The following is a 23,794-nucleotide window of genomic DNA, read 5'->3' as shown; positions in this document are numbered from 1 at the left end:
TCAAGGCGGGTTCCCGGGGTATCTGTATACGGTTTCTTTGGCCCTGGGCACCGTCTAAGTCTGCATAAAATCGATGGATTGCCGTGGGTGAAACATTAATGAGTGTTAAATGTTAAACAGGAAGTATACCATTACTAAACTTTTTGTTGACAAAAAACTGGCAACGCAATACATTGCCAAAATACAAAAGGTTTACTGGTACTAAACCGGGGAGGACACTTGAAAATCGGTGAGAGGTTGAAGAGGCTGAGGATGGCCAATTCGCTTACTCAGGAAGAGCTGGCCAGCCGCGCCGATCTGACCAAGGGCTTCATCTCGCAGCTGGAGAACGATGCGACGTCACCGTCCATTGCGACGCTGAAGGACATCGTCGACGTTCTGGGCATCAGCATGCAGGAGTTCTTCAGCGAGGAAGTCGACCAGGACATCGTGTTCGGAAAAGATGCCCGGGTGCAGGCGACGGACGATGGCGACAACGTCAAGGTGGAACTCCTGGTGCCCGGCGCACAGAACCGCGAGATGGACCCGGTGCTGGTGACGCTCGATCCCGGCGGCGAGATGGACGAACAGCCCATCCACGAGGGCGAGGAGTTCGGTTTCGTCATCTCCGGGAAGGTGCAGCTGCGGCTGGATGACAAGCTGTACACGGTGGACAAGGGGGAGTGTTTTTACTTCTCCTCGGACCGCAAACATACAGTTAAAAATGTAGGGAAGAGCGCGGCGAAGCTGCTCTGGGTTGTGACACCCCCGACATTTTACTATTGATAAGAGGAGAGCTAGTCAAATGAGCAAAGTATTGATTATCGGCGCAGGCGGTGTAGGTGGGGTAGTTACCCACAAGTGTGCCCAGGCAACCGGCGTGATCACCGCCATTACCCTCGCTTCCCGCACCGAATCCAAGTGCCGCGCCATAGCGGACCAGATAGAGTTCCCGATCGGCACCGCCCAGGTGGACGCCGACAACGTGCCCGAGCTGATCGCGCTGATCAAACGCGAGCAACCGAAGCTCGTCATCAACGTGGCGCTGCCGTACCAGGACCTGACCATCATGGACGCCTGCCTGGCGACCGGCGTGGACTACCTGGATACCGCCAACTACGAGCCGCTCGATACCGCGAAGTTCGAGTACAGCTGGCAGTGGGCCTACCATGACCGCTTCAAGGAGCAGGGGCTCATGGCACTGCTCGGCTCCGGCTTCGACCCGGGCGTCACCAACGTCTACACCGCCCTCGCGGCGAAGAAGTACCTGGACGAGGTGCACGAGATCGACATCATCGACGCCAACGCCGGCAACCACGGCCAGCCTTTCGCCACCAACTTCAACCCGGAGATCAACATCCGCGAGGTGACCGCTCCCTGCCGTCACTGGGAGAAGGGCGACTGGGTCGAGACCGCTCCGCTTGCCACCAAGCGCGTCTTCGACTTCCCGGACGGCATCGGCCCGATGAACATCTACCGCATGTACCACGAGGAGATGGAATCGCTGGTCAAGCACATCCCGACCATCAAGAAGGCGCAGTTCTGGATGACCTTCTCGGACAACTACTTAAAGCACCTCGAGGTGCTGCAGAATGTCGGCATGACCCGCATCGACGAAGTGGAGTTCAACGGACAGAAGATCGTGCCGCTGCAGTTCCTGAAAGCGGTTCTGCCGGACCCCGGCAGCCTCGGTCCGCTGACCAAGGGGCGCACCTGCATCGGCGTCATCGCCCGCGGCATCAAGGACGGCAAGCGCAAGCAGGTCTACATCTACAACATCTGCGACCACGAGGCGTGCTACCGCGAGGTGAAGAGCCAGGCCATCAGCTACACCACCGGCGTCCCCGCCGTGGTGGGCGCCATCATGATGCTGACCGGCAAGTGGCGCGGCGAAGGTGTGTTCAACATGGAGCAGTTCGATCCGGAGGCGTTCATAGAGACCCTGGGCCCCATGGGGCTCCCCACCGTGGTAGTCGACGGTGGCGACTGGGCGGAACTGTAAGTGACCAGACTGCACGTGGAAGAGATGACGCGGCTCGCCCCGTCGCCGGCCTTCGTGGTCGACCTGGGGCGGCTGCGCCACAACCTGGCCATACTCGACGAGGTGCAAAAGCGCAGCGGCGCCAAGATCCTTCTGGCGCTGAAGGCGTTTTCCATGTGGAGCGTCTTCCCGGTCATCGCCCAGACGCTGCACGGGATCTGCGCCAGCTCCCCCTGGGAGGCGCGCCTTGGTCGCGAGGAGTTCGGCAAGGAGGTGCACAGCTTTTCAGCCGCCTTCAAGGAAAGCGACGTGGCGGAGCTGCTCACCACCTCCAACCACCTGGTGTTCAACTCCTTCAACCAGCTGGAGCGCTTCCGCCCCATGTGGGAGCGGTACGCCGGCCAGGTGTCGATCGGTCTCCGGGTGAACCCCGGGCACTCCGAGGGTCACACGCCGATCTACGACCCGGCGGCGCCCAAGTCGCGCCTGGGCATCCTGCGCTCCGAGTTCGACGGCAAGTCGCTCTCCGGCGTGGAAGGGCTCCATTTCCACACCCTGTGCGAGCAGCTCTTCGAACCCCTGGAGCGGACCTCCAAGGCCTTCGAGGAGAATTTCGGGGAGTTCCTGCCGCGCATGAAGTGGCTGAACCTGGGGGGCGGTCACCACATCACCCGCGAGGGGTACGACATCGACGCGCTGGTGGAGCTGGTGTGCTACTACCGTGAGAAGTACGGCCTCGAGGTCTACCTGGAGCCGGGCGAGGCCATCGCCATCGGCACCGGCATCCTGGTCTCCGAGGTGCTGGACGTGGTGCGCAACGAGGCGGATATCGCCATCCTGGACGTCTCGGCCACCTGCCATATGCCCGACATCCTGGAGATGCCTTACCGCCCCGAGATAGAGGCCGGGTTCCTGCCGGGGGAGAAGGCGCACGACTACCGCCTGGGCGGGCCGTCGTGCCTTGCGGGTGACGTCATCGGCGACTGGTCCTTCGACCACGAGCTGGTCCCGGGGGAGAAGCTCGCCTTCCTGGACATGTCGCACTACACCATGGTCAAAACGACCATGTTCAACGGCATCCAACATCCGCATATCTGTACCTATGAGCCGCAGACCGGGGAATTGCGCGTCGTGCGCAGCTTCGGCTACGAAGATTTCAAGAACCGTCTGTCGTGATGACTGTCAACATCCCACTTTGCTGAACATGGTGAACTGAAAATGGCTAAATGGACCATCAACGATTCCTCGAAGATCTACAACATCGATAACTGGGGCGCGGAACTCTTCTCAGTCAACAAGAAGGGCAACGTCTGCGTGCATCCGACCCCCAATTCAAAATACTCCATCGATCTCAAGGTGCTGGTCGACGACCTGATCAAGAGGAAGATCAAGCCGCCGATCCTGCTGCGCTTCATGAACATCCTGGAGGGGCGCATCGCCTCCATCAGCCGCGTGTTCAAGAACGCGATTCACGACAACAACTACCCGGCCAAGTACCAGACCTTCTACCCGATAAAGGTGAACCAGCAGCGCCAGGTGGTGGAGGCGATCGCCAACTTCGGCAAGAAGTACAACATCGGCCTCGAGGTCGGCTCCAAGCCGGAACTGGTGGCGGCCATCTCCATGGTGACCGGGAGCAACCTCCCCATCATCTGCAACGGCTACAAGGACACCGAGTTCATCGAGACCGTCCTCTTCGCCACCCGCGTCGGCTACGACATCACCATCGTGGTGGAGAAGCTCTTCGAACTGGAGAAGATCGTCGAGGTCGCCAAGCGCACCGGCATCACCCCGAAGCTCGGCATCCGCGTCAAGCTCTCCTCGAAGGGAATCGGCAAGTGGTCCACCTCCGGCGGCGAGGATGCCAAGTTCGGCCTGCGCATATCCGAGATCATCGCCGCCATCGACATGCTGCGTGAAAACGGCATGCTGAACACGGTGAAGCTGCTCCACTTCCACGTGGGGAGCCAGATCACCAAGATCGACAAGATCAAGAACGCCCTGATCGAAGGGACCAGGATCTACGCAGAGATGAGGAAACTGGGCGTCGACCTCGAGTTCCTGGACATCGGCGGGGGGTTGGGCGTCGACTACGACGGTTCCAAGTCGAGCTACTTCTCCAGCGTCAACTACTCGCTCGAGGAGTACGCCAATGACGTCATCTACCAGGTGAAGAACATCTGTGACGACGCCGGCGTACCGTGCCCGAACATCATCTCCGAGTCGGGGCGCGCCACGGTCGCGCACTACTCGGTGCTGATCACCGACGTCCTGAACAACAACACCCAGACGCTCATGCCGGACTTCGAGTTCATTCTCACCGAGACGGAGAAAATGTCCCCGACGGTCAAGAAGCTGGTCGACATCTACAAGAGCATCGACAAGCACTCTTTGCGTGAGGACTACCACGACACCATCCAGCTGATCCAGGAGTCGGTGAGCCTCTTCAACCTGGGCTACCTGAACATGGCCGAGCGCGCCAACGCGGAGTGGATCTACTCGAAGATCATCAGGAAGATCAACTCCATCGTCGAGAAGATGAAGCCGATCCCGGACGAGCTGCAGAACTTCCAGCTGAGCCTCAGGCAGACCTACTTCGCCAACTTCTCGCTGTTCCAGTCCATCCCGGACTCGTGGGCCATCGACCAGCTCTTCCCGATCGTCCCGATCCAGCGCCTGGACGAGAAGCCGGACGTCCTGGCCTCCATCGCGGACATCACCTGCGACTCCGACGGCGAGATCACCAGCTTCGTGGGGGAGAACGGCAGGACCAAGGCGCTGCCGCTGCACAAGATCAAGGGGGACGAGCAGTACTACATCGGCTTCTTCCTGATCGGCGCCTATCAGGAGATCCTGGGGGACATGCACAACCTGTTCGGCGACACCAACGCCGTGCACATCACCTTCAACAAGAAGACCAACTACAAGATCGATACGGTCATCACCGGCGACGCGACCTGGGAGAGCCTGAAGTACGTGCAGTACGACGCCCAGGAGATACTGAAGCGTGTCAGGAACAACCTGGAGAAGGACGTCTCGCTGCAGAAGGTTTCCATCGAGGAGAGCAGCCACTTCCTGGAACTCCTGGACAAGACGCTGCAGTCCTACACCTACCTCGGCGAATAGTTTCAACTTTTTTTAAAGTTCCATTTTTTGCTGTCGATACTGTACAGGGGAAAGCCGACCGGTTTTCCCCTGTTACTGTTTCATGGGCGGCATAACCGGCATTTTTCAGGGTTTAGGATTTGGACTTTTTAAGAGGGCTGTGTTAAAGTTTTGATCTTGTGGCAACAGGTCGCACCTCGCTTGACACAACAGCGCGGGACCCATCTCGTGGTATGGAGGACGCAATGCTCATTCAGGTCAACTACGCCGACGACAAATACGACTACGTCAAAGACTTCATGCTGGAGTCTCTAATCCAGTCCGGCGCCATTTCCAGCTTCAGGCGCACGTCCGGATGGGTCCGCATCGGGGTTGACCCGATACGTGCCCCGCGCCGCGAGCGGTACAGCGGAGTCGAGAGAAGGCACGCCACTGCCTGATCCCGCCCCCTTGACGATCGCCGAAAAGCCTCCTGCCCCGCGAGAGGCTTGACCGTCGCCCCCCCTGCATCTCCCTCACATCTTCGCGCTCTCCTCTCGCGTTCATCTTCCGAGACAGCTCACCATCTACTGTGCCGACAACTCCGGGCATAATTCTCATTATGGATAAACCGGATCTTAATGGTATCATTGTTCCGTGCACATCCATATGTCGTTTTAGGTTCACCAAATGACCAAGAGGAGGACAGTCATGATGAGAGTCACAGCGGCCCGTATTGCAGGTTTCGTAATGGCAGCGTTTCTAGTAGCAGCACCGGTCCTCGCCTCGGCTGCCACCTGGAACATAGACCCCGACCACACCAGCATAGGTTTCAAGGTCCGGCACTTGATGGTTTCCAACGTCAAGGGGGTGTTTGGTAAGGTTTCCGGCGTGGTTCACATCGATGACCGCGACCTTGCCAAGTCCTCGGTGACGGCGACCATCGACACGACCTCTATCGATACCGGCGTCGCCAAACGCGATGCCCATCTCAAAAGTGCCGACTTCCTGGACGTGGCCAAGTATCCAACCATGACCTTCGTCTCCACCGGGGTAACCAAGGGGAGCGGTGGCGGTTTCAAGGTCCTGGGTAATCTCACCCTGCACGGGGTCACCAGGCCGGTGGCGCTCGAAGTCGAGGGGCTTTCGCCGGAGGTCAAGGACCCCATGGGCACCATCAGGCGCGGTGCCTCCGCAAGCACCACCATCAACAGGAAGGATTTTGGGCTCACCTGGAACAAGATGCTTGAAGCGGGGGGTGTCGCGGTCGGCGACGAGGTGAAGATCAACATCGAGGTTGAGATGACTCAGGCCAAGTAGCAACCGGGCACCGGGACTGGTCGAATAGGGGGCGTCCTCGGGAAGGGGAGGCCCCCTTCCTTTTCAACAGTTGAACAGCGGCAGCGGGCGCATGTGGCGGTTATACACCTGCCGGACGTGGAATAGTCCCTGTATTATCGGACTGTTGCGGCTCCGGCAGGGCGCGTGGGTCCAAAAACGGGCGCGAAGGTGTATGAAAAAAACATACTATCGGGTGCGCCGCTTTACAGGGGGGAGAGCGTGCGTGACGAATAAGTATGTGTAATTGCGTGGTGTTCGGGTGTGCCGGGGCAGGGGGGAGGATCTGGCACGCTTGATGCTCTTCATGAATCCAGCAGGCTAACGACCGATCCTAAAAGGAGGATGTCATGAAAGCGAGAGCACCTATTACCTCGATCATCGCAACAGTCGCATCGGCAACGTCGGCTTTTGCCGCCAATGGTGCGCAGGCGGACGAGCCTGGCATCCTTGTCTGGGCTTTCATGGGCTTTGCCGCCGTCATCGTGGCGGGACAGATGGTTCCCGCGGCCATGCTGGTCATCGGTGCGGTGAAGGCGCTGTTGGGCAAACCGGAGGCTGCCAAGTTGAAGGCGTAACAAGGATGGTGTAGTCCGCTGTAACGAGAAAAGCCGCTCTTTCGAGCGGCTTTTACTTTTTACCTTTGTCATGATCTTGCGCTAGTCCCCTCTCCCTCCGGGAGAGGGTGCCCGAAGGGCGGGTGAGGGAGCGTTTTCAGGGAGAGGTACTTCAATCCTTGAGCCGTTCCGCCAGCAGTTCCGCGGTGTGCTTCACCCGCACCGCTGCGCCATCCTGATCGAACCCGCCGCTGATCTGCAGCACGCAGCCGGGGCAGTCCATCGCCACGAGGGAGGCGCCGGTATCCTTGATGTTTTTAAGTTTCCTCTTAAGGATCGGCGCCGAGATCTCGGGGAGCTTCATGGAGTAGGACCCCCCCATGCCGCAGCACATGTCGCACTCGAACATCTCCTCCAGCTCATACCCCGCCTGCTGCAGCAGCTCGCGCGGCTGCTCCGATACGTTCAGCGTCCTCTTCAAATGGCAGGAGTCGTGATAGGTGATCTTGCCCAACTGTTCACCTTCCTGGAAGCTCAGGCGCCCTTGGTCCACCAGGCGCTTGACGAGCGTGGCGAGATCGACCGTCTTCCCGGCAAGTATGCGCGCCTTGTCCAGCCACTCGGTCCGCCCGACCGCCTCGAGCGTCTTGGCGAAGTCGTGGGCGAGCGCCACGGTGCAGGTGGGACAGGCGGAAACGACGTACTGGGCGTCCTGCTCCAGGAGTGCTGCAATGTTGTCGGCCGCATTTTGGGCGGCGACTTCGTAGGCGCCGCTATAGAGCGCCGGTGCGCCGCAGCAGGTCTGCTCCTCGGGGAATACCACCTCGATCCCCGCCTTGTTCAGCAGCTTCACCAGCGCCACACCCGTCTCCGGATAGGCGAAGTCGATGAGGCACCCGGCGTAGAATACCGCCTTTTCCTTCCCCTTGGGCTGCTCGATTCCGGGATGGATATCGCGGAACGGCTTGTCCGCTATGGCCGGTAGGCTGCGGCCGTCGGTGAGCTCGGAAAGAAAGAGCGGCAGGTGGCGGATGAATTTCCCTGAGGTGAAGGGTTTGCCGGCCACGGATGCCGCCCGCAGCATGCCGTGGAAGAGCTTCCTGTTGTTCACCACGCTGAAAATAGCTTTCTGGACCAGGGGCTGCCCCTTTTCAAGCACCAGTCTGCGCCGGATTTCCATGATCATCTCGGGTATGTCCAGCTTCCCCGGACAGACCTGGGTGCAGTTGCCGCACTGGATGCAAAGCCCCTGAATCTCCTCGGACTTCTTCAGCTCGTCGAACCAGGCGGTGAGGATGGTGCCGATCCCCCCGGTGTAGACCTTGCCGAAGACGTGCCCTCCCACCAGGCGGAAGATGGGGCAGACGTTGAGACAGGAGCCGCAGCGGATGCACTGCAGGGCCTGTTTGAATTTAGGATCCTTGGCCATGTCGGTGCGCTGGTTGTCCATCAGGATGATATGCAGGTCCTTCAGCGAGCCGTCGTCGTTGGGGGTGGGGCCAGAGATGATCGAGACGTAGCTGGTTAAAAGCTGCGCCGTGGCGCTCCTCGGGAGCGCATCCAGGATCGGGACCACTGTCTCGAACTTCTCCACCAGCTTCTCGACCCCGACCAGCGCCACGTGGACGCGGGGGAGGGTGGTGACGAGGCGCGCGTTACCCTCGTTGGTCACAAGGACGATGCTGCCGGTTTCCGCGACGGCGATGTTCGCGCCGGAGATCCCCATGTCCGCAGCGAGGAACTTCGGCCGCAGCTCGTTTCTGGCCACCTTGACCAGGCGCGGGATGTCGGTGTCGAGACGCTCATCGACTTCCTTGCTGAAAATCTCGGCGACCTCCTCCTTGGTCATGTGGATGGCCGGCATTACCATGTGGGACGGGGTCTGGCCGGCCAACTGGATGATCCACTCGCCGAGGTCGGTCTCCGCAACTGAGATCCCCTCCTTCAAAAGGGCCTGGTTCAGGTGAATTTCCTCAGTGGCCATCGACTTCGACTTCACCACGTTCTTCACGCCGTTTTCACGCGCGACCTTGAGGATATACTGTTTCACCTCTTCAGGGTCGCGGGTGCGGAACACCTTGGCGCCGAGGGCCTCCGCGTTCATGCGGAAGGTCTCCGCTACTTCGTCCAGGTGGCAGGCCGCGCCCGACTTGGCCTCGGCGATGCGGCCGCGCAAATCCTCGAAGTCGATTCCCTCGTAAGCCTTGGTGCGGTTCACCTTGTAGGCCTCGGAGAACTTCCCCAACGCGCCGGTGAGGTTGGCGTCGTTCAAAGCCCGGTTGATGGATGCCTTGAATTCCCGTTTCATCTTTTCTCCCCTCCCAGCTCGTCCACGAACAGTATGATGAGCCGCTCCGGCCCGTGTACGCCGATGGTCAGAACGCGCTCGATGTCGGCGGTGCGGCTGGGGCCGGTGATGAAGGCTATGAAGCGGCTGTTGGCCGGGTTGATGCGGGAAAAGAGGGATGTCTTGTCCGCGAGGATGTTGCTGGTGGGCACAAGCGCGATGTGGATGCCGGTCAGCGCGGAGGCAAGGCGCTGGTCAGCCGCCGCCTGGTCCTGAACCAGGGAACCGGTGTCGGCGACCGCGAAGGACATGTCGCTGATGCCTACTTTCGCCTGCGCCGCGCGCTCCCTGGTCACCTCGAAGCTAAGCCCCGGCACTCCCCTAAGAACCTCCCGGCCCACCGCATCCAGGAAAGGACCTTGGGCCCAGACCGCATAGATGCCGGGATGATCGGCGATACCTTCCTGCTTCAGGAAGGACAGGACGAATTCGACGGCGTCACTACAGGTGGTGACCCTGTGCACCTCCGCCCCGACCCCGACTGCCCTGGCCTTGAATTGCTCGTACATGCTGTTCTTCCTCCATCACTTTTAGCCTTACCCGCTGGTGTGCGGCCGACCTCACCATGCTGGCCGTTTGATGAGGGTAAAGCTGTTTTAAATTCTCCGGAACCTGCCGTGATTCTCTGTCATACGTTCGTTCGGTGAGATGCGCGTCAGGTATATGAGAAAAAAGATATTACCATATGGCCAAATTACTCTAGTCCAAAAAACGACATGAGTAAAGCTGTTTATATGCCGTATGCAAAATAACTTGACACTGTTATGAAAAGGTGGTTAATTGGCCTTACCAAAGTGTATAACTTGGTTTGATTGCCCGGTTCTCCGCATCTCGTGCCATGGGCGTCAGCTAGCAGGGGCCGTTTACGAGCCTATTCGATCTCGTTGCAGATAGACAACTTTTTGCCGCCCATACCAGCATCACGAACCAAAGGAGAACTTCAGTCATGCCATGGATTCAGAGCTACACCCCCGTTGCGGGAAGCCTCGCGATGTCCGCGCTGGTTGCCGCCATACCTCTCGTCGTCATCTTCGTCTGTCTGGCCGTATTCAAGATGAAGGCCCACAAGGCCGGCCCGCTCGCGGTCGCCTCCGCAATCGCCATCGCCATCTTCGTCTGGCAGATGCCGGCCAAGCTCGCGGGGCTCGCCACCCTGCACGGCGCCGCCTTCGGCCTCTTCCCCGTCTTCTACATCGTGGTAACCACCATTCTCCTCTACAACATCACGGTCAAGGGGGGGCAGTTCGAGGTCATCCGCGCCTCGCTGGCGGGATTGACCGGTGACCGCCGCCTGCAGGCCCTGCTGATCGCCTTCTGTTTCGGCGCATTCATCGAAGGCGCTGCAGGCTTTGGCACCCCGGTGGCCATCGCAGGCGCGACCCTCGTGGGCTTGGGCTTTCGTCCCTTCTACGCTGCGGGCGTCTGTCTCATCGCCAACACCGCTCCGGTCGCCTTCGGCGCCATCGGGATCCCGGTCGTCGCGCTGGCCGGCGTCATGGGGTACGACGACGCTGGCCTCATGAAGCTTTCCACCATGGTGGGGCGGCAGCTCCCCTTCATCTCCATCTTCATCCCCTTCTACGTCATCATGATCATGGCGGGGTGGAAAAAGACCATTGAGGTGCTGCCGGCTATCGTCGTCTGCGGCGTCACCTTCGCCGTGGCACAGTGGGGCACCGCGAGCTACCTCGGCCCCTACCTCCCGGACGTAACCGCCTCGCTTTTGACCCTGGCCGCGCTGGTGGTCCTGCTCAAGTTCTGGCAGCCGCCGACAGTCTGGACCTTCGATCACGAGCCGGAGTTCAGCGGCAAGGAAAGCCACGACTACACCGGCGCCGAGGTGTTCCGCGCCTGGGCGCCCTACCTGGTGCTCACCATCATGGTGCTCGTCTGGGGCATCCCTTCGGTCAAGACCTCTCTGGACAAGAGCAAGGTCGTCATCCCCATCGCAGGCCTCGACAACGCCATTGTGAAGAAGGTCTCCAAACCGGAGGACGGCATCAAGAAGGTCGCGGCGGTCAAAGCCGAAGCAGCCAAGCAGGCGGCGCTGCTCTCCCCCGCTGACGCCAAGCAGGCCGCGCTCGCGGTCGGCCTGACCGAACTGCAGGCGCTCGAGGATAAGGTGCTGGCAGTCGAGCAGGGCCTCCCCGCGGGCAAGCCGGTAGTGACGGCCGAGCGGCTCGCCGCCTATGACGCGGTGGACAAGAAGCAGAAGGACCTGCAGAAGATCCAGAAGGAACTGGTAGAGGCGAAGTCGGTGGACAAGGCGCAGTTCAAGGCGCTGGACAAGGCTGTCACCGACCAGCTCCCGGCCAAGGTTGCGGCCAAGTTCACCTTCAACTTCATGTCCGCAGCAGGCACCGCCATCCTGATCGCTGCCATCATCTCGGCGCTCATCTGCGGCGTCGGCGTCGGCTCTTTCTTCCAGGTGCTGGGCAAGACCCTGTACGACATGCGCTGGCCCGCAGTCACCGTGGCCTCCGTAGTCGGCCTCGCCTTCGTGATGAACGCCTCGGGCATGACGACCAGCATGGGCATCTCCTTCACCAAGGCGGGCGCCATGTTCCCGTTCCTCTCTCCGTTCCTCGGTATGCTCGGCGTGTTCCTGACCGGCTCGGACACCTCCAGTAACGTCCTCTTCGGCGGCCTGCAGAAGGTGACCGCTGAGCAGCTCGGCATGAACCCGCTCCTGACCGGTGCCGCCAACACCAGCGGCGGCGTCATGGGCAAGATGATCTCACCGCAGTCCATCGCGGTCGCCTGCGCAGCTACCGGCCTCGTGGGCGAGGAAGGGAACCTGTTCCGCTTCACCCTGAAGCACGCCCTGTTCCTCACCACCATGATGGGCATCATCGTGGCGCTGCAGGCTTACGTCTTCCCCTGGATGATCCCCTGATAGAAGGCAGTAACTCCCCGGGAGGCCGCACCTCCCGGGGAACTCCCGGCGCCTTTGCGGCGGCGGGAAGCGCAACGGTCCCTGCCGCGCACCTTCCTTCCTGAATACCGCGTGCAAGACCACCTGAAAACGCGAAGGGCCCATGGTATGGTGACAAACCTCATCAAGATAACCTGGCAGACCGTACTCCTGTGGCTGGTATTCCGCCTCGGCGTGTACCTGGTCGGCGCCCTCGATCTCTCCCTCCCCGGGAATGTGGCGGGGATGCTGCTCATGTTCGCCCTGCTGGCGAGCGGCGTTGTGCAACCGGCCTGGATCGAAACTGGAAGCGGGTTTCTCCTGAAGCACTTCGCCTTCTTCTTCATCCCGATCTCGGTGGGGCTCATGTCCTTCGGTCCCCTGGTGCGGAAAAGCGGTTTGGCGCTCCTCGCGATCCTGTTGTTGAGCGCGCTGGCCGGGGCAGCCGTGACCGGTATCTCGGTGCAGTTGCTGCAGCGCAGGAGGGAGCCGTGAACCTGACTCTCTTCACCCTCTTCGTGCTGCTTACCCTCGGTGCGTACCTGGCCACCCGCCGGCTCTTTCTCACCTACCGCCACCCGCTTTTGAATCCGGTCTTTCTCAGCACCGTCGCTATCATAGTGCTGCTGCAGGCGACCGGGCTCACCCTGGAGGATTACCGCCCCGCAAAGGACGCCATGACCTTCCTGTTGGGGCCGGCCACGGTGGCGCTGGCGCTTCCGCTGTATCACAACCGGCAGGTGCTGAGCAAGCACGCGCTCCCCGTGCTCTCCGGAGTCGCAGCGGGTTCCCTGACCACCATGGCCACGGCGCTTGTGGCCGGACGGGTCTTGCATCTCGACGATGGCGTGCTCCTCTCCCTGGGGCCCAAGTCGGTGACCGTGCCGATCGCGGTGGAGATCTCCCGCCTGGCCGGAGGCGATGCGAGCCTCACCGCCGCCTTCGTAGTCGCCACCGGGATGATCGGCTCCATCGCAGGCCCCACGCTGCTCACCCTGTGCCGCGTGCAGAGCCCGGTCGCGCGCGGGCTCGCCCTGGGCACGGTGTCACATGGACAGGGGACCGCCGTCGCGCTCCTGGAGAGCGAAACCGCCGGCGCCATGGGTGGGGTTGCCATGGCCATCGCCGCCGTTTTCACCGCGCTGGTGGCCCCATACTATCTGCCTCTTTTCCTGCGCTAGCAGCGACAGCGGCTAACGGTTCAATCTCACACGAACGAAAGGAACGAACGCCATGGAACATAGCTTCATAAAGGCCCTCAGCGAGATAGTTGGGGAACAGTACACCCTTTCCGACCCGGAATCACTGGCCTGCTACGGTTACGACTCGACCCCTGAACTGCAGAGCCGCCCGGGGGTGGTCGTGCTTCCGGGGAGGTCCGAAGAGATCGCCAAGGTGCTGGCGCTGTGCGACGGCGCGGGTGTGCGTGTCACCCCGCGCGGTTCGGGCACCAACCTCTCCGGCGGATCCATATCCTTTGATGCCGGCGTGGTGCTGCAGACCAGCAGGATGAACCGGATTCTCGAGATCGACGAGGAGAACCTGACCGCCACCGTCGAGACCGGCGTGATCACCTCGACCCTGCACCGCGAGGTGGAGGCGAAGGGGCTCTTTTATCCCCCCGATCCGGGCAGCATGAACATCTCCACCATGGGGGGGAACGTGGCCGAGAACTCCGGCGGCCTGAGGGGACTGAAGTACGGCGTCACCGATGACTACGTCATGGGGTTGAAGACCATCCTCGCCAGCGGCGAGCTGCTCAAGACCGGCGGCAAGGTGGTCAAGGACGTGGCGGGGTACAACCTGAACCAGCTCCTCGTCTCCTCTGAAGGGACCCTCGGCGTCTTCTCCGAGGTGACAGTGAAACTGATCCCCAAGCCGCAGGCCAAGAAGACCATGTTGGTGCATTTCCCGCAGTTGGAGCAGGCGGCGCTCACCGTTTCCCACATCATCGCGGCGCGCATTATCCCTGCGACGCTGGAGTTTCTGGATCGCACCACCATCAAGTGCGTCGAGGACTACGCCCACGTCGGGTTACCCCTGGATGTGGACGCCGTGCTTCTCATCGAGGTGGACGGGCATCCCGCCCAGGTGGAGGAGGACGCGGCCGGCATCCGTGATATCTGCGAGCGGCACCATTGCTCGTTCTTCCAGACCGCCGCCGGCCCCGAAGAGGCACTGAAGCTTGCCACCGCCCGCCGCGTCGCGCTCTCGGCCCTGGCCAGGGTACGTCCCACCACCATCCTCGAGGACGCCACGGTGCCGAGGAGCTGCATTGCGCCCATGGTGAAGCTGATCCAGGATACCGCCAAGAAGTACGACCTGTTGATCGGCACCTTCGGTCATGCAGGCGACGGCAACCTGCACCCCACCTGCCTCACCGATGAGAGGAACCCGGACGAGATCAAGAGGGCCCACCAGGCGTTCGGGGAAATATTCGAGGCAACCATCGCCATGGGTGGGACCATCACCGGCGAGCACGGCGTGGGCGTAGCCAAGAAGAAGTACCTTCCGAAGCTGGTGGGGGAGTCGGGCCTGAAGGTTATGCGCGGCATCAAGGGGGCCTTTGACCCGAGGGGCACCCTCAACCCAGGGAAGATCTTCTAGTCGGACGTCAGACCAGTCAGACCAGTCAGAAAGAAAGAGGCCATAATGGATTACGTCAAGCTGATCAACTGCATGCGCTGCGGCATGTGCCTGCCGCATTGCCCGACCTATAAGGAAACCTTCCTGGAGACAGCTTCGCCGCGCGGGCGCGTGGCGCTGGTGCGCAAGTTCCAGGAGGGGGAGCTGGTGGAGAGCGAGAAGTTCCTCGAATACGTCTCCCTATGCCTTGATTGCCAGGCCTGCGCCTCCGCCTGCCCCTGCGGCGTGAATGCCGGCGAGCTGGTGGCGGAGTTCCGCTGCGAGAGAAAACAGGAACAGGGGCTTTCGACCATGGAGGAGCTGATCCTCAGAAAGCTGGTACCGCACCCGGACCGCCTGGAGGCGGCGACGGCGCCGCTTAGGCTCTACCAGCGCACCGGCCTGCAGAAGGTGGTCCGCTCGCTGGGGCTCTTGAAGGTGTTCCCGGCGGCACTCGGGAGGATGGAGGGGCTTTTGCCGAAGCTCCCCGAGGCGCCGCTGCGCCAGACCATCAGCGAGGTGACCCCTGCGGTGGGTGAGCAGAAAGGGACGGTCGGCTTCTTTCTCGGCTGCGTCATGAGCCTCATCTTCACCGAGGCGAGTCTCGCCACCGTTCAGCTCCTCTCCACCCTGGGGTACAAGGTGGTCACGCCGAAGGACCAGAAGTGCTGCGGCGCGCCCAACATGCTGGGGCACGACATCGACGGGCTCAAGGAGGCGGCGCGCTTCAACACCGACCTGTTCCAGTCCCAGGAGCTCGACTTCGTCGTAACCGATTGCGGCGGTTGCGGGGCCGAACTCAAGAAGTACGGTCACCACCTGGACGGCGAAGCTGCCGCCACCGCTTTCAGTACCAAGGTGCGCGACATCTCAGAGGTCCTGGCCGCCGAAGCGGGTGCGCTCAAGGAGAAGCTTAAGCCCCTGCCGCTCAAGGTGACCTATCACGACCCGTGCCATATCGCCCATTGCCAGGGGATCCGCAGCCAGCCCCGCGCCCTTATCAACCTGATACCGGGGATCGACTTCCGGGAACTTCCCGAAGCGGATGCCTGCTGCGGCTCGGCCGGCACCTACAACATCGAGAAGCCGGAGATGTCGGACCGGGTACTGTCGCGCAAGGTGCAAAACGTCCAGAAGACCGGCGCCGATTACCTGGTCACCAGCAACCCCGGCTGTCTGTTGCAGCTGAAAAAGGCGCTCTCCGAGGCCACTCCGCCGGTCAAGGTGATCCACTTGACCGAACTGTTGCAGATGAGCCTCAACGGCTGAAGGGGAGGGGCGCGGTACGCCGAAAAGGTGTTGACGTGTGCGTCAAATTGACGCGGTTGGCGCGGCCAGACTCCAAAAATTTTGTTGCCTTAGCCACTCTAATGTAGTATCGGTGCCTCATGAAATTTACGCCGATTAAACCCAAAAAGGTGTCGACGCAGATCGCGGAACAGATCCGCAGCTCGATTCTGGCGGGTGAGTTCAACCCGGGCGAGAAGCTTCCACCCGAGCGCGAACTGGCCGAGTTGTTCGGCGTTTCCCGCCCCTCGGTGCGTGAAGCGCTCAATATCCTCACCTCGTCCGGCCTGGTGGAGACCTATCAGGGGGGAGGGACGCTGGTCCGCTCCCTGGTTGAGAACTCGGCCGGCATGCCGCTCAGCGAGTTGATCCGCATCGACGGCGACCGTGCCCTCGACGTGATCGAGGTGCGCAAGGGCATGGAATCCTGGACCGCATGGTACGCGGCGACCCGGGCGCTCCCCGAGGATATCCGGCGTCTCGAGGCCGTCATCGAAGGGATGCGGAAGAACCTTGAGGATTTGAAGCACTCCGAGGACTTCGACGCCCACTTCCACATGCTGGTGGCCCGCGCCACCCACAATGTGGTCTGGTCGCACATGATGCAGAGCATCTTCGAGGCCATGCAGGAGTTTCAACGCGATGTCTGGCGCGCCGTCTACCTCACCGAGGAAGACCAGCGGCTGCTCTTTAATCACCACCTAAAGGTCTACGAGATGATCCGCGACCGCGACGCCGACGGCGCCAGGGCGGCGATGCTGGAGCATCTCGACTTCGCGCAGAAGCGCTGTTCCGCCTACGTCTCCATGCGCGGCTCCGAGTAGCGGCGCCAGTTAAAGCTCCGAAAGGCCCGGTAGAGTTCTGCCGGGCCTTTTTTGCCTCCGCCTCACCTCTCTGCCGTGCCGGCCGCGGCAGGCGGGAGCTCGCCTGATCCCGGTGCGGGGGTGCTTTTTGGTTGAAGCGAAAATTGTTTTTGGTTATAGTTACGCGATTTATTTCCCTGCAGATAAAACCAAGGAGGGTTTCAATGATAGATTTTCTGGGCGATTGGAAGAGAACCAGTTATTGCGGCGAGTTGCGGGCCGAGCACATCGGTCAGGACGTGGTCCTGATGGGATGGGTAGCCAAGCGGCGCGACCACGGCGGGCTCATCTTCGTTGACCTGCGCGACCGGGACGGCGTCGCCCAGGTGGTTTTCGACCCGGAAAGGAACTCCGAGGCGCACGCCAAGGCCGAGACCGCACGCAACGAGTTCGTGCTCGCCATCAAAGGTACCGTTGCCGCCCGCCCGGAAGGGACCGTCAACCCGAAGATGAAGACCGGCGCGGTCGAGGTCCTGGTGAAGGAGTGCAAGCTCCTGAACCCCTCCAAGGCGCTTCCCTTCACCCTGGACGGCTTTGTCGACGTCAACGAGAACATCCGCCTCAAGTACCGCTACCTCGACCTGCGTACCGGCCAGCTGCAGCAGAACCTGATCCTGCGCTCCAAGGTGGCCCAGCTCACCCGCTCCTACCTGACTGACAACGGCTTCCTTGAGCTGGAGACCCCGTTCCTCACCAAGTCGACCCCGGAAGGGGCCCGCGACTTCCTGGTCCCCTCGCGCATCAACAAGGGCGAGTTCTACGCCCTGCCGCAGTCCCCGCAGCTCTTCAAGCAGATCCTCATGGTTTCCGGCTTCGACCGCTACTTCCAGATCGTGCGCTGCTTCCGTGACGAGGACCTGCGCGCCGACCGTCAGCCGGAGTTCACCCAGATCGACTGCGAGATGTCCTTCATCGACCGCGAGGACATCATCACCGTGATGGAAGGGCTCATGGCCCGCATCTTCACCGAGGCGCGCGGCGTGAAGGTCGAGCTCCCGATCCAGAGGATGACCTACCAGGAGGCGATCCGCCGCTTCGGCGTCGACAACCCGGACCTGCGCTTTGGCCTGGAGCTGGTGGAGCTCTCCGACATCGTCAAGAGTTCCGGCTTCAAGGTCTTCGCCGATGTGGTCAACGGCGGCGGCATCGTCAAGGGGATCAACGTGAAGGGCGCCGGCGCCATGAGCCGCAAGGAGATCGACGATCTCACCGAATTCGCCAAGATCTACGGCGCCAAGGGGCTTGCCTACGTGAAGATGACCGCGGAAGGGTGGCAGTCCCCGATCGCCAAGTTCTTCACCCCTGAAGAGATCGCCACCATGGACAAGGCGTTCGACGCGCAGGAAGGGGACCTGCTCCTGTTCGTGGCCGACAAGCCCAAGGTGGTCAACGACTCGCTCGGCAAGCTCAGGAACCACCTCGCCGCCAAGATGGGGCTCACCGACCCGAACGTGTACCGTTTTGTCTGGATCACCGACTTCCCGCTCCTCGAGTGGGACGAGGAGGAGAAGCGCTGGGCCGCCGTGCACCACCCCTTCACCGCGCCGATGGACGAGGACCTGCAGTACGTGGAGAGCGACCCCGGCCGCTGCCGCGCCAAGGCCTACGACCTGGTCCTGAACGGCAACGAGATAGGCGGCGGCTCCATCAGGATTCACCAGGAAGAGGTGCAGTCCCTCATGTTCAAGATGCTGGGGCTCTCCGAGGAGAACGCGCGCAGCAAGTTCGGCTTCCTGCTGGATGCCCTCGAGTACGGCACCCCGCCGCACGGCGGCATCGCCTTTGGCCTGGACCGTCTCATGATGCTGATCACCGGTTCCGACTCCATCCGCGACGTCATCGCCTTCCCCAAAACCCAGAAGGGGGCCTGCCTCATGTCCGAGGCGCCCTCCGGCGTCGATACGCTGCAGCTGCGCGACCTGGGCATCCGTCTCGCCGCGAAGCAGTAGGGCGGCGTCTCTTTGAGGCTTTGGGCCCGCTTCATAATCCTGCTGCTTTCTCTCTCAGCGGCGGCCTGCGCAACGCAGCCGCCGCGTTTTCGCGATGAAGCCGCCGCCAAGCTGGACCAGCTGAAACTCGAGGGGGGAGAGCGGCTGCGCCCGGCCGAGTACGCGAGTGTCCTGCAGGCCTTCCTCAAGGGCGATGCCTACCTGATGGAGGGGGAGCAGGAGGAGGCCGACCGCTACTTCCAGCTGACGGTCCTGAAGGGGGAGGTTCTCGAGCAGGACGTGGCAGCGGAAAAGGCCCGGCGCCTGGCCGAGGCGGCGCGCCTGGCCGAGGAGCGCCGGCGGGCCGAGTTGGAGCGGCTGGCCCGCCTGGAGGAGGAACGACTGGCCAAGGCCCAGGTGGCCGAGAGGGCGCGCCGGGAGGCGGCCGAGGCGGAGCGGCGCAAGGCCCGCCCCGTGGTGAAGGAGCCCCCCCAGGTCGCCTCCTGGACCGTGCGCCGCGGCGAGTCGCTGCCGCTCATCGCATCGCGCCCCGAGGTGTACGGTGACCGCAACCTCTGGCCCCTGATCTACCGCGCCAACCGGGACCAGATCCGCGACCCCAAGCACATCTGGCCCGGCCAGGTGCTGCGGGTTCCGAGAAACCTCGGTCGGGACGACTTCGCCGAGGCGCGGCGTTTCGCCCAGGAGCGACCGCTGCACTGAGACGCGCCGGTCTGTTAGACGGTATTTTTGAACGGTATTTTGTCCGGAGCGCGATTCGCTCACCGCTGAACGCGGGGCAGGGGGCGAAACACCTTCCGGGGGATCCCCCGGCCTCCCCGGTGTACCGGCCCCGTCCTCCTTTTTTCCGCTGTATTTTTAGCTCGCTTCGAGCTCTGACGCGGCTTTTCATCACCCCCTTCCTGCACTCGCTTCGAGCTCGGACGCGGTTCCGCACTTTCCCGGGCGGTTCCGCCTTTCCGGGCCCCTTTCGTTTCCTATTTAAATCCTCACGGAATTCACCCAGATTTTCCCTTGACAGTGAAAAACGTTTTGTATACTGTATACAAAATTTGAAATCCAAGTTTATCCTGCTAACATCCCATAATCCCTTATATATTTCGAGAGTCGCCGTGATGGCCCCTCACTCGGGGCGGGCGGATGGTTGTTGACGGGCTCCAGAAAGCGAATAAAACACCATGTCGGGCGATGGCAGCGTGGCTTTGCCCACCACTTTTGCATTTTGTGCTGCGCATTAAAACCAAGGAGAGATCATGACAACACAGACTAAGATCGTTTGGACCAAGATCGACGAGGCCCCCGCACTGGCAACCTACTCCCTGCTCCCCATCGTCAACGCCTTCACCAAGGCAGCCGGCGTCGAGGTCGAGACCAGGGACATCTCCCTGGCAGGCAGGATCATCGCGAACTTCCCGGAGAACCTGACCCCGGAGCAGAAGATCGCCGACGAGCTGGCTTACCTGGGCGAGCTGACCCAGAAGCTGGAAGCCAACATCATCAAGCTCCCCAACGTCTCCGCCTCCATCCCGCAGCTCAAAGCCGCCATCGCCGAGCTGCAGAGCCAGGGTTACAACATCCCCAACTACCCGGAGGAGCCCAAGACCGACGAAGAGAAGGCGCTGCACGCCCGTTTCGCCAAGGTACTCGGCTCCGCCGTCAACCCGGTCCTCAGGGAAGGTAACTCCGACCGCCGCGTCGCCAAGGCCGTCAAGGAATACGCCAAGAAGCACCCGCACAAGATGGGCGCCTGGTCCTCCGATTCCAAGAGCCACGTCTCCAATATGAGCGCCGGCGACTTCTATCACAGCGAGAAGTCGGTGACCCTGAAAGAGGCCACCACCGCCAGGATCGAGTTCGTCGACAACCTCGGCAACGTGACCGTGCTCAAGGAGAAGCTCCCGCTGCAGGCAGGCGAGGTGCTGGACGGCTCCTTCATGAACGTGCGCGCCCTCAGGAAATTCATCCAGGAGCAGATCGACGACGCCAAGGCCAAAGGGATCCTGTTCTCCGTGCACCTGAAGGCCACCATGATGAAGATCTCCGACCCGGTCATCTTCGGGCACTTCGTCACGGTCTACTTCAAGGACCTCTTTGAGAAGCACGAGGCGACCTTCAAAGAAATCGGCGTCAACGCGGACCTGGGTCTGGGCGACCTTTACAAGAAGCTCGACAAGCTCCCGGCAGGCAAGAAGGCCGAGATCGAGGCAGACATTCAGGCTACCTACGCGAAACAGCCGCCGCTGGCCATGGTCGACTCCGACAAGGGAATCACCAACCTGCATGCCTCCAACGACATCATCATCGACGCCTCCATGCCGGTCGTCATCCGTGATTCCGGCAAGATGTGGGGCCCGGACGGCAAGCTCGCCGACACCAAGTGCGTCATCCCGGACACCAGCTACTCCGAGTGGTACCAGGAGTGCATCGATTTCTGCAAGAAAAACGGCCAGTTCGACCCGACCACCATGGGCGCAACCTCGAACGTCGGTCTCATGGCGCAAAAAGCCGAGGAGTACGGCTCCCACGACAAGACCTTCGTCGCACCGCTCAACGGCACCATGCGTGTAGTCGACGCCGCCGGCGAAGTGCTGATCCAGCACCAGGTCGAGCAGGGCGACATCTGGCGCGGCTGCCAGGCGAAGGATCTCCCGATCCGCGACTGGGTCAAGCTTGCCGTTAGCCGCGCCCGCGCAACCGGCGCCCCGGCCGTCTTCTGGCTGGACAAGAACCGCGCCCACGACGCGCAGATGATCGAGAAGGTGAACACCTACCTCAAAGACCACGACACCACCGGGCTTGAGCTGCACATCATGTCCCCGGTCGAAGCGATGAAGTTCACCCTCCCCAGGGCCAAGGCCGGCAAGGACACCATCACCGTGACCGGCAACGCCCTCAGGGATTACCTGACCGACCTGTTCCCGATCCTCGAGCTCGGTACCTCCGCGAAGATGCTCTCCATCGTTCCGCTTCTGGCGGGCGGCGGCCTCTTCGAGACCGGTGCGGGCGGTTCCGCTCCGAAGCACGTGCAGCAGTTCCAGCAGGAAGGGTACCTGCGCTGGGATTCCCTGGGCGAGTTCCTGGCCCTGGCCGTCTCCCTCGAGCACCTGGCCGCCACCTTCAAGAACGAGAAGGCGGCACTCCTCGCCGAGACCCTCGACGTCGCCAACACCAAGTTCCTGGATCAGAACAAGAACCCGGCTCGTAAGGTCGGCCAGATCGACAACCGCGGCAGCCACTTCTACCTCGCCATGTACTGGGCCGAGGCCCTCGCCGCCCAGACCAAGGACGCCGACCTCGCCGCCCGTTTCGCCAAGGTCGCCAAGGAGCTGCAGGCAAACGAAGAGAAGATCAACGCCGAACTCATCGGCGCCCAGGGCAAGCCGGTGGACATGGGCGGCTACTACCACCCGGACGACAAGAAGACCGAAGCGGCTATGCGTCCCAGCGCAACCCTGAACGCGATTATTGACTCAATCGTCTAAGAAGCGTAAACAGTAGTTTTCCGTGTACGACAGACATCCCATTTAATTAACGGAGGAACAAAACATGGCACGTAAGAAAATCGCACTTATCGGTGGTGGTCAGATCGGCGGCGTCCTTGCTCAGCTTGCGGCTCTGCGTGAACTGGGTGACGTGGTGATGTTCGACATCGTGGAAGGGCTGCCGCAGGGCAAGATGCTGGACATCGCCGAGGTTGGCTCGGTTGACGGCTTCGACTGCTGCCTCAAGGGGACCAACAGCTACGAGGACATCGCCGGCGCCGACGTCGTCATCGTCACCGCAGGTCTGCCGCGCAAACCGGGCATGAGCCGTGACGACCTGATCGAGGTCAACTCCAAGATCATGACCTCCGTTGCCGAGGGGATCAAGGCCCACGCGCCGAACTCCTTCGTCATCGTCATCTCCAACCCGCTCGACGCAATGGTCACCCTGTGCCAGAAGATCACCGGCTTCCCCTACAACCGCGTCATCGGCCAGGCCGGCGTCCTCGACTCCGCCCGCTTCAAGACCTTCATCGCCTGGGAACTGGGCGTCTCCGTCAAGGACGTGAACGCGATGACCCTGGGCGGCCACGGCGACGACATGGTGCCGCTGGTGCGCTACGCCTCCGTGAACGGCATCCCGGTCATGGAACTGCTCGAGAAGAAATACAAGGACAAGGCCAAGGCCAAGGAAATCATGGACGCCATGGTCAAGAGGACCCGCGGTGCAGGCGGTGAGGTTGTCGCCCTGCTGAAAACCGGTTCCGCCTTCTACTCCCCGGCTTCCTCCGCCATCTGCATGGCAGAGTCCATCCTGAAGGACCAGAAGCGCGTTCTCCCGACCTGCGCATACCTGAACGGCGAGTTCGGCGTCAAAGGCTTCTACGTCGGCGTTCCCTGCGTCCTGGGCGAGAACGGCGTCGAGGCGATCCTCGAGTTCGAACTGGATGCCGAAGAGCAGGCCATGATGGATAAGTCGGTTGCCGCCGTTAAGGAACTCGTTGGTTCCATGAAGTAACAGGCAGCTTGAGTCGTACTACCAGGGGGTAGGGAGGTTTCCCCTCTCTACCCCCTTTTTACAAAAACAGACAGTTTGGGCCAAAATCCGAGCACTTGCATTTTGTAAACACTATGTGTTATAACCCCACAATTTGCACAGCCTGCGAGGGCAATTTGTCAAAGGAGCTACGTTGATGGAGAAAACACCGGCGAACATCGAGATCATCGAGAAGTACTGCAAGGGGTGCCACATCTGTGTGGAATTCTGCCCCACCAAGGTCTTGGAAATGAAGGGCTTTGTAGCAAGCGTCAAGAACCTTGAGGCCTGCATCAAGTGCATGCAGTGCGAGCTGAGATGCCCTGACTTTGCAATCAAAGTATCGTAAACA

20 protein-coding genes are annotated in these 23,794 nt (G+C 61.4%); 18 read left to right on the top strand and 2 right to left on the bottom strand.

Annotated elements, in window-relative coordinates; all coding sequences use genetic code 11:
• Positions 1 to 219: 219 nt before the first annotated feature.
• The 7 genes from KP001_RS09405 to KP001_RS09375 all read left to right on the top strand — a co-directional run bounded on the left by KP001_RS09405 (position 220) and on the right by KP001_RS09375 (position 6,960).
• Positions 220 to 765: a helix-turn-helix domain-containing protein gene (locus tag KP001_RS09405; protein ID WP_217289259.1), complete on the top strand. Its 546-nt coding sequence runs from the start codon at positions 220 to 222 to the stop codon at positions 763 to 765.
• A 19-nt stretch (positions 766 to 784) separates the two neighbouring features.
• Positions 785 to 1,981 carry a saccharopine dehydrogenase family protein gene (locus KP001_RS09400; protein ID WP_217289258.1) on the top strand — a complete coding sequence of 399 codons (1,197 nt, stop codon included), beginning with the start codon at positions 785 to 787 and terminating at the stop codon, positions 1,979 to 1,981.
• Between the two features lie 24 nt (positions 1,982 to 2,005).
• The gene (gene nspC, locus KP001_RS09395) at positions 2,006 to 3,136 is read left to right on the top strand and encodes a carboxynorspermidine decarboxylase (protein ID WP_437178173.1); all 1,131 of its coding nucleotides are present in this window, start codon (positions 2,006 to 2,008) and stop codon (positions 3,134 to 3,136) included.
• Between the two features lie 42 nt (positions 3,137 to 3,178).
• Entirely contained in the window at positions 3,179 to 5,086 is a 1,908-nt protein-coding gene (gene speA, locus KP001_RS09390; protein WP_217289256.1) for a biosynthetic arginine decarboxylase, read from the top strand.
• Between the two features lie 224 nt (positions 5,087 to 5,310).
• A complete protein-coding gene (locus KP001_RS09385) occupies positions 5,311 to 5,505 on the top strand; it encodes a GSU3473 family protein (protein ID WP_217289255.1) in 195 nt (64 codons plus the stop codon).
• 250 nt (positions 5,506 to 5,755) lie between these two features.
• The gene (locus KP001_RS09380) at positions 5,756 to 6,364 is read left to right on the top strand and encodes a YceI family protein (RefSeq protein WP_217289254.1); all 609 of its coding nucleotides are present in this window, start codon (positions 5,756 to 5,758) and stop codon (positions 6,362 to 6,364) included.
• A 368-nt stretch (positions 6,365 to 6,732) separates the two neighbouring features.
• The gene (locus tag KP001_RS09375; protein ID WP_217289253.1) at positions 6,733 to 6,960 is read left to right on the top strand and encodes a hypothetical protein; all 228 of its coding nucleotides are present in this window, start codon (positions 6,733 to 6,735) and stop codon (positions 6,958 to 6,960) included.
• A 151-nt stretch (positions 6,961 to 7,111) separates the two neighbouring features.
• On the opposite strand, the gene ldhH is transcribed toward KP001_RS09375, so the two are convergent.
• Both ldhH and KP001_RS09365 read right to left on the bottom strand, forming a co-directional pair.
• On the bottom strand, positions 7,112 to 9,247 hold the full coding sequence (gene ldhH, locus KP001_RS09370) for an L-lactate dehydrogenase (quinone) large subunit LdhH (protein WP_217289252.1): 2,136 nt from the start codon (positions 9,245 to 9,247) through the stop codon (positions 7,112 to 7,114).
• A complete protein-coding gene (locus tag KP001_RS09365) occupies positions 9,244 to 9,795 on the bottom strand; it encodes a LutC/YkgG family protein (RefSeq protein ID WP_217289251.1) in 552 nt (183 codons plus the stop codon). Before KP001_RS09365 ends, ldhH begins: the two co-directional genes overlap by 4 nt.
• Positions 9,796 to 10,232: 437 nt before the next feature.
• Between KP001_RS09365 and KP001_RS09360 the strand changes: the two genes are divergently transcribed.
• The 11 genes from KP001_RS09360 to KP001_RS09310 all read left to right on the top strand — a co-directional run bounded on the left by KP001_RS09360 (position 10,233) and on the right by KP001_RS09310 (position 23,791).
• Positions 10,233 to 12,182, top strand: coding sequence for an L-lactate permease (locus KP001_RS09360; protein ID WP_217289250.1), 1,950 nt, complete (start codon positions 10,233 to 10,235; stop codon positions 12,180 to 12,182).
• Positions 12,183 to 12,329: 147 nt separating this feature from the next.
• Entirely contained in the window at positions 12,330 to 12,695 is a 366-nt protein-coding gene (locus tag KP001_RS09355) for a CidA/LrgA family protein (RefSeq protein WP_217289249.1), read from the top strand.
• Positions 12,692 to 13,381 (top strand): LrgB family protein, encoded by a 690-nt coding sequence (locus KP001_RS09350; protein ID WP_217289248.1) that lies wholly within the window; start codon positions 12,692 to 12,694, stop codon positions 13,379 to 13,381. The genes KP001_RS09355 and KP001_RS09350 overlap by 4 nt, the downstream gene beginning before the upstream one ends.
• Positions 13,382 to 13,433: 52 nt before the next feature.
• Positions 13,434 to 14,807 carry an FAD-binding oxidoreductase gene (locus KP001_RS09345; RefSeq protein ID WP_217289247.1) on the top strand — a complete coding sequence of 458 codons (1,374 nt, stop codon included), beginning with the start codon at positions 13,434 to 13,436 and terminating at the stop codon, positions 14,805 to 14,807.
• A 45-nt stretch (positions 14,808 to 14,852) separates the two neighbouring features.
• Entirely contained in the window at positions 14,853 to 16,094 is a 1,242-nt protein-coding gene (locus KP001_RS09340) for a (Fe-S)-binding protein (protein WP_217289246.1), read from the top strand.
• A 119-nt stretch (positions 16,095 to 16,213) separates the two neighbouring features.
• Positions 16,214 to 16,936: a FadR/GntR family transcriptional regulator gene (locus KP001_RS09335; protein ID WP_217289245.1), complete on the top strand. Its 723-nt coding sequence runs from the start codon at positions 16,214 to 16,216 to the stop codon at positions 16,934 to 16,936.
• Positions 16,937 to 17,139: 203 nt separating this feature from the next.
• Positions 17,140 to 18,924 carry an aspartate--tRNA ligase gene (gene aspS, locus KP001_RS09330; RefSeq protein ID WP_217289244.1) on the top strand — a complete coding sequence of 595 codons (1,785 nt, stop codon included), beginning with the start codon at positions 17,140 to 17,142 and terminating at the stop codon, positions 18,922 to 18,924.
• A gap of 12 nt (positions 18,925 to 18,936) precedes the next feature.
• On the top strand, positions 18,937 to 19,626 hold the full coding sequence (locus KP001_RS09325) for a LysM peptidoglycan-binding domain-containing protein (RefSeq protein WP_217289243.1): 690 nt from the start codon (positions 18,937 to 18,939) through the stop codon (positions 19,624 to 19,626).
• Positions 19,627 to 20,177: 551 nt separating this feature from the next.
• On the top strand, positions 20,178 to 22,406 hold the full coding sequence (locus KP001_RS09320) for an NADP-dependent isocitrate dehydrogenase (protein ID WP_217289242.1): 2,229 nt from the start codon (positions 20,178 to 20,180) through the stop codon (positions 22,404 to 22,406).
• A gap of 64 nt (positions 22,407 to 22,470) precedes the next feature.
• Entirely contained in the window at positions 22,471 to 23,424 is a 954-nt protein-coding gene (gene mdh, locus KP001_RS09315) for a malate dehydrogenase (RefSeq protein ID WP_217289241.1), read from the top strand.
• A gap of 175 nt (positions 23,425 to 23,599) precedes the next feature.
• A complete protein-coding gene (locus tag KP001_RS09310) occupies positions 23,600 to 23,791 on the top strand; it encodes a 4Fe-4S binding protein (RefSeq protein WP_129126504.1) in 192 nt (63 codons plus the stop codon).
• The last annotated feature ends 3 nt before the right edge of the window (positions 23,792 to 23,794 follow it).

It is taken from the genome of Geomonas subterranea (assembly GCF_019063845.1).
Taxonomy (GTDB): domain Bacteria; phylum Desulfobacterota; class Desulfuromonadia; order Geobacterales; family Geobacteraceae; genus Geomonas; species Geomonas subterranea.
Note: the sequence above shows the minus strand (reverse complement) of the source record. Positions and strands in the feature narration are given on the sequence as shown.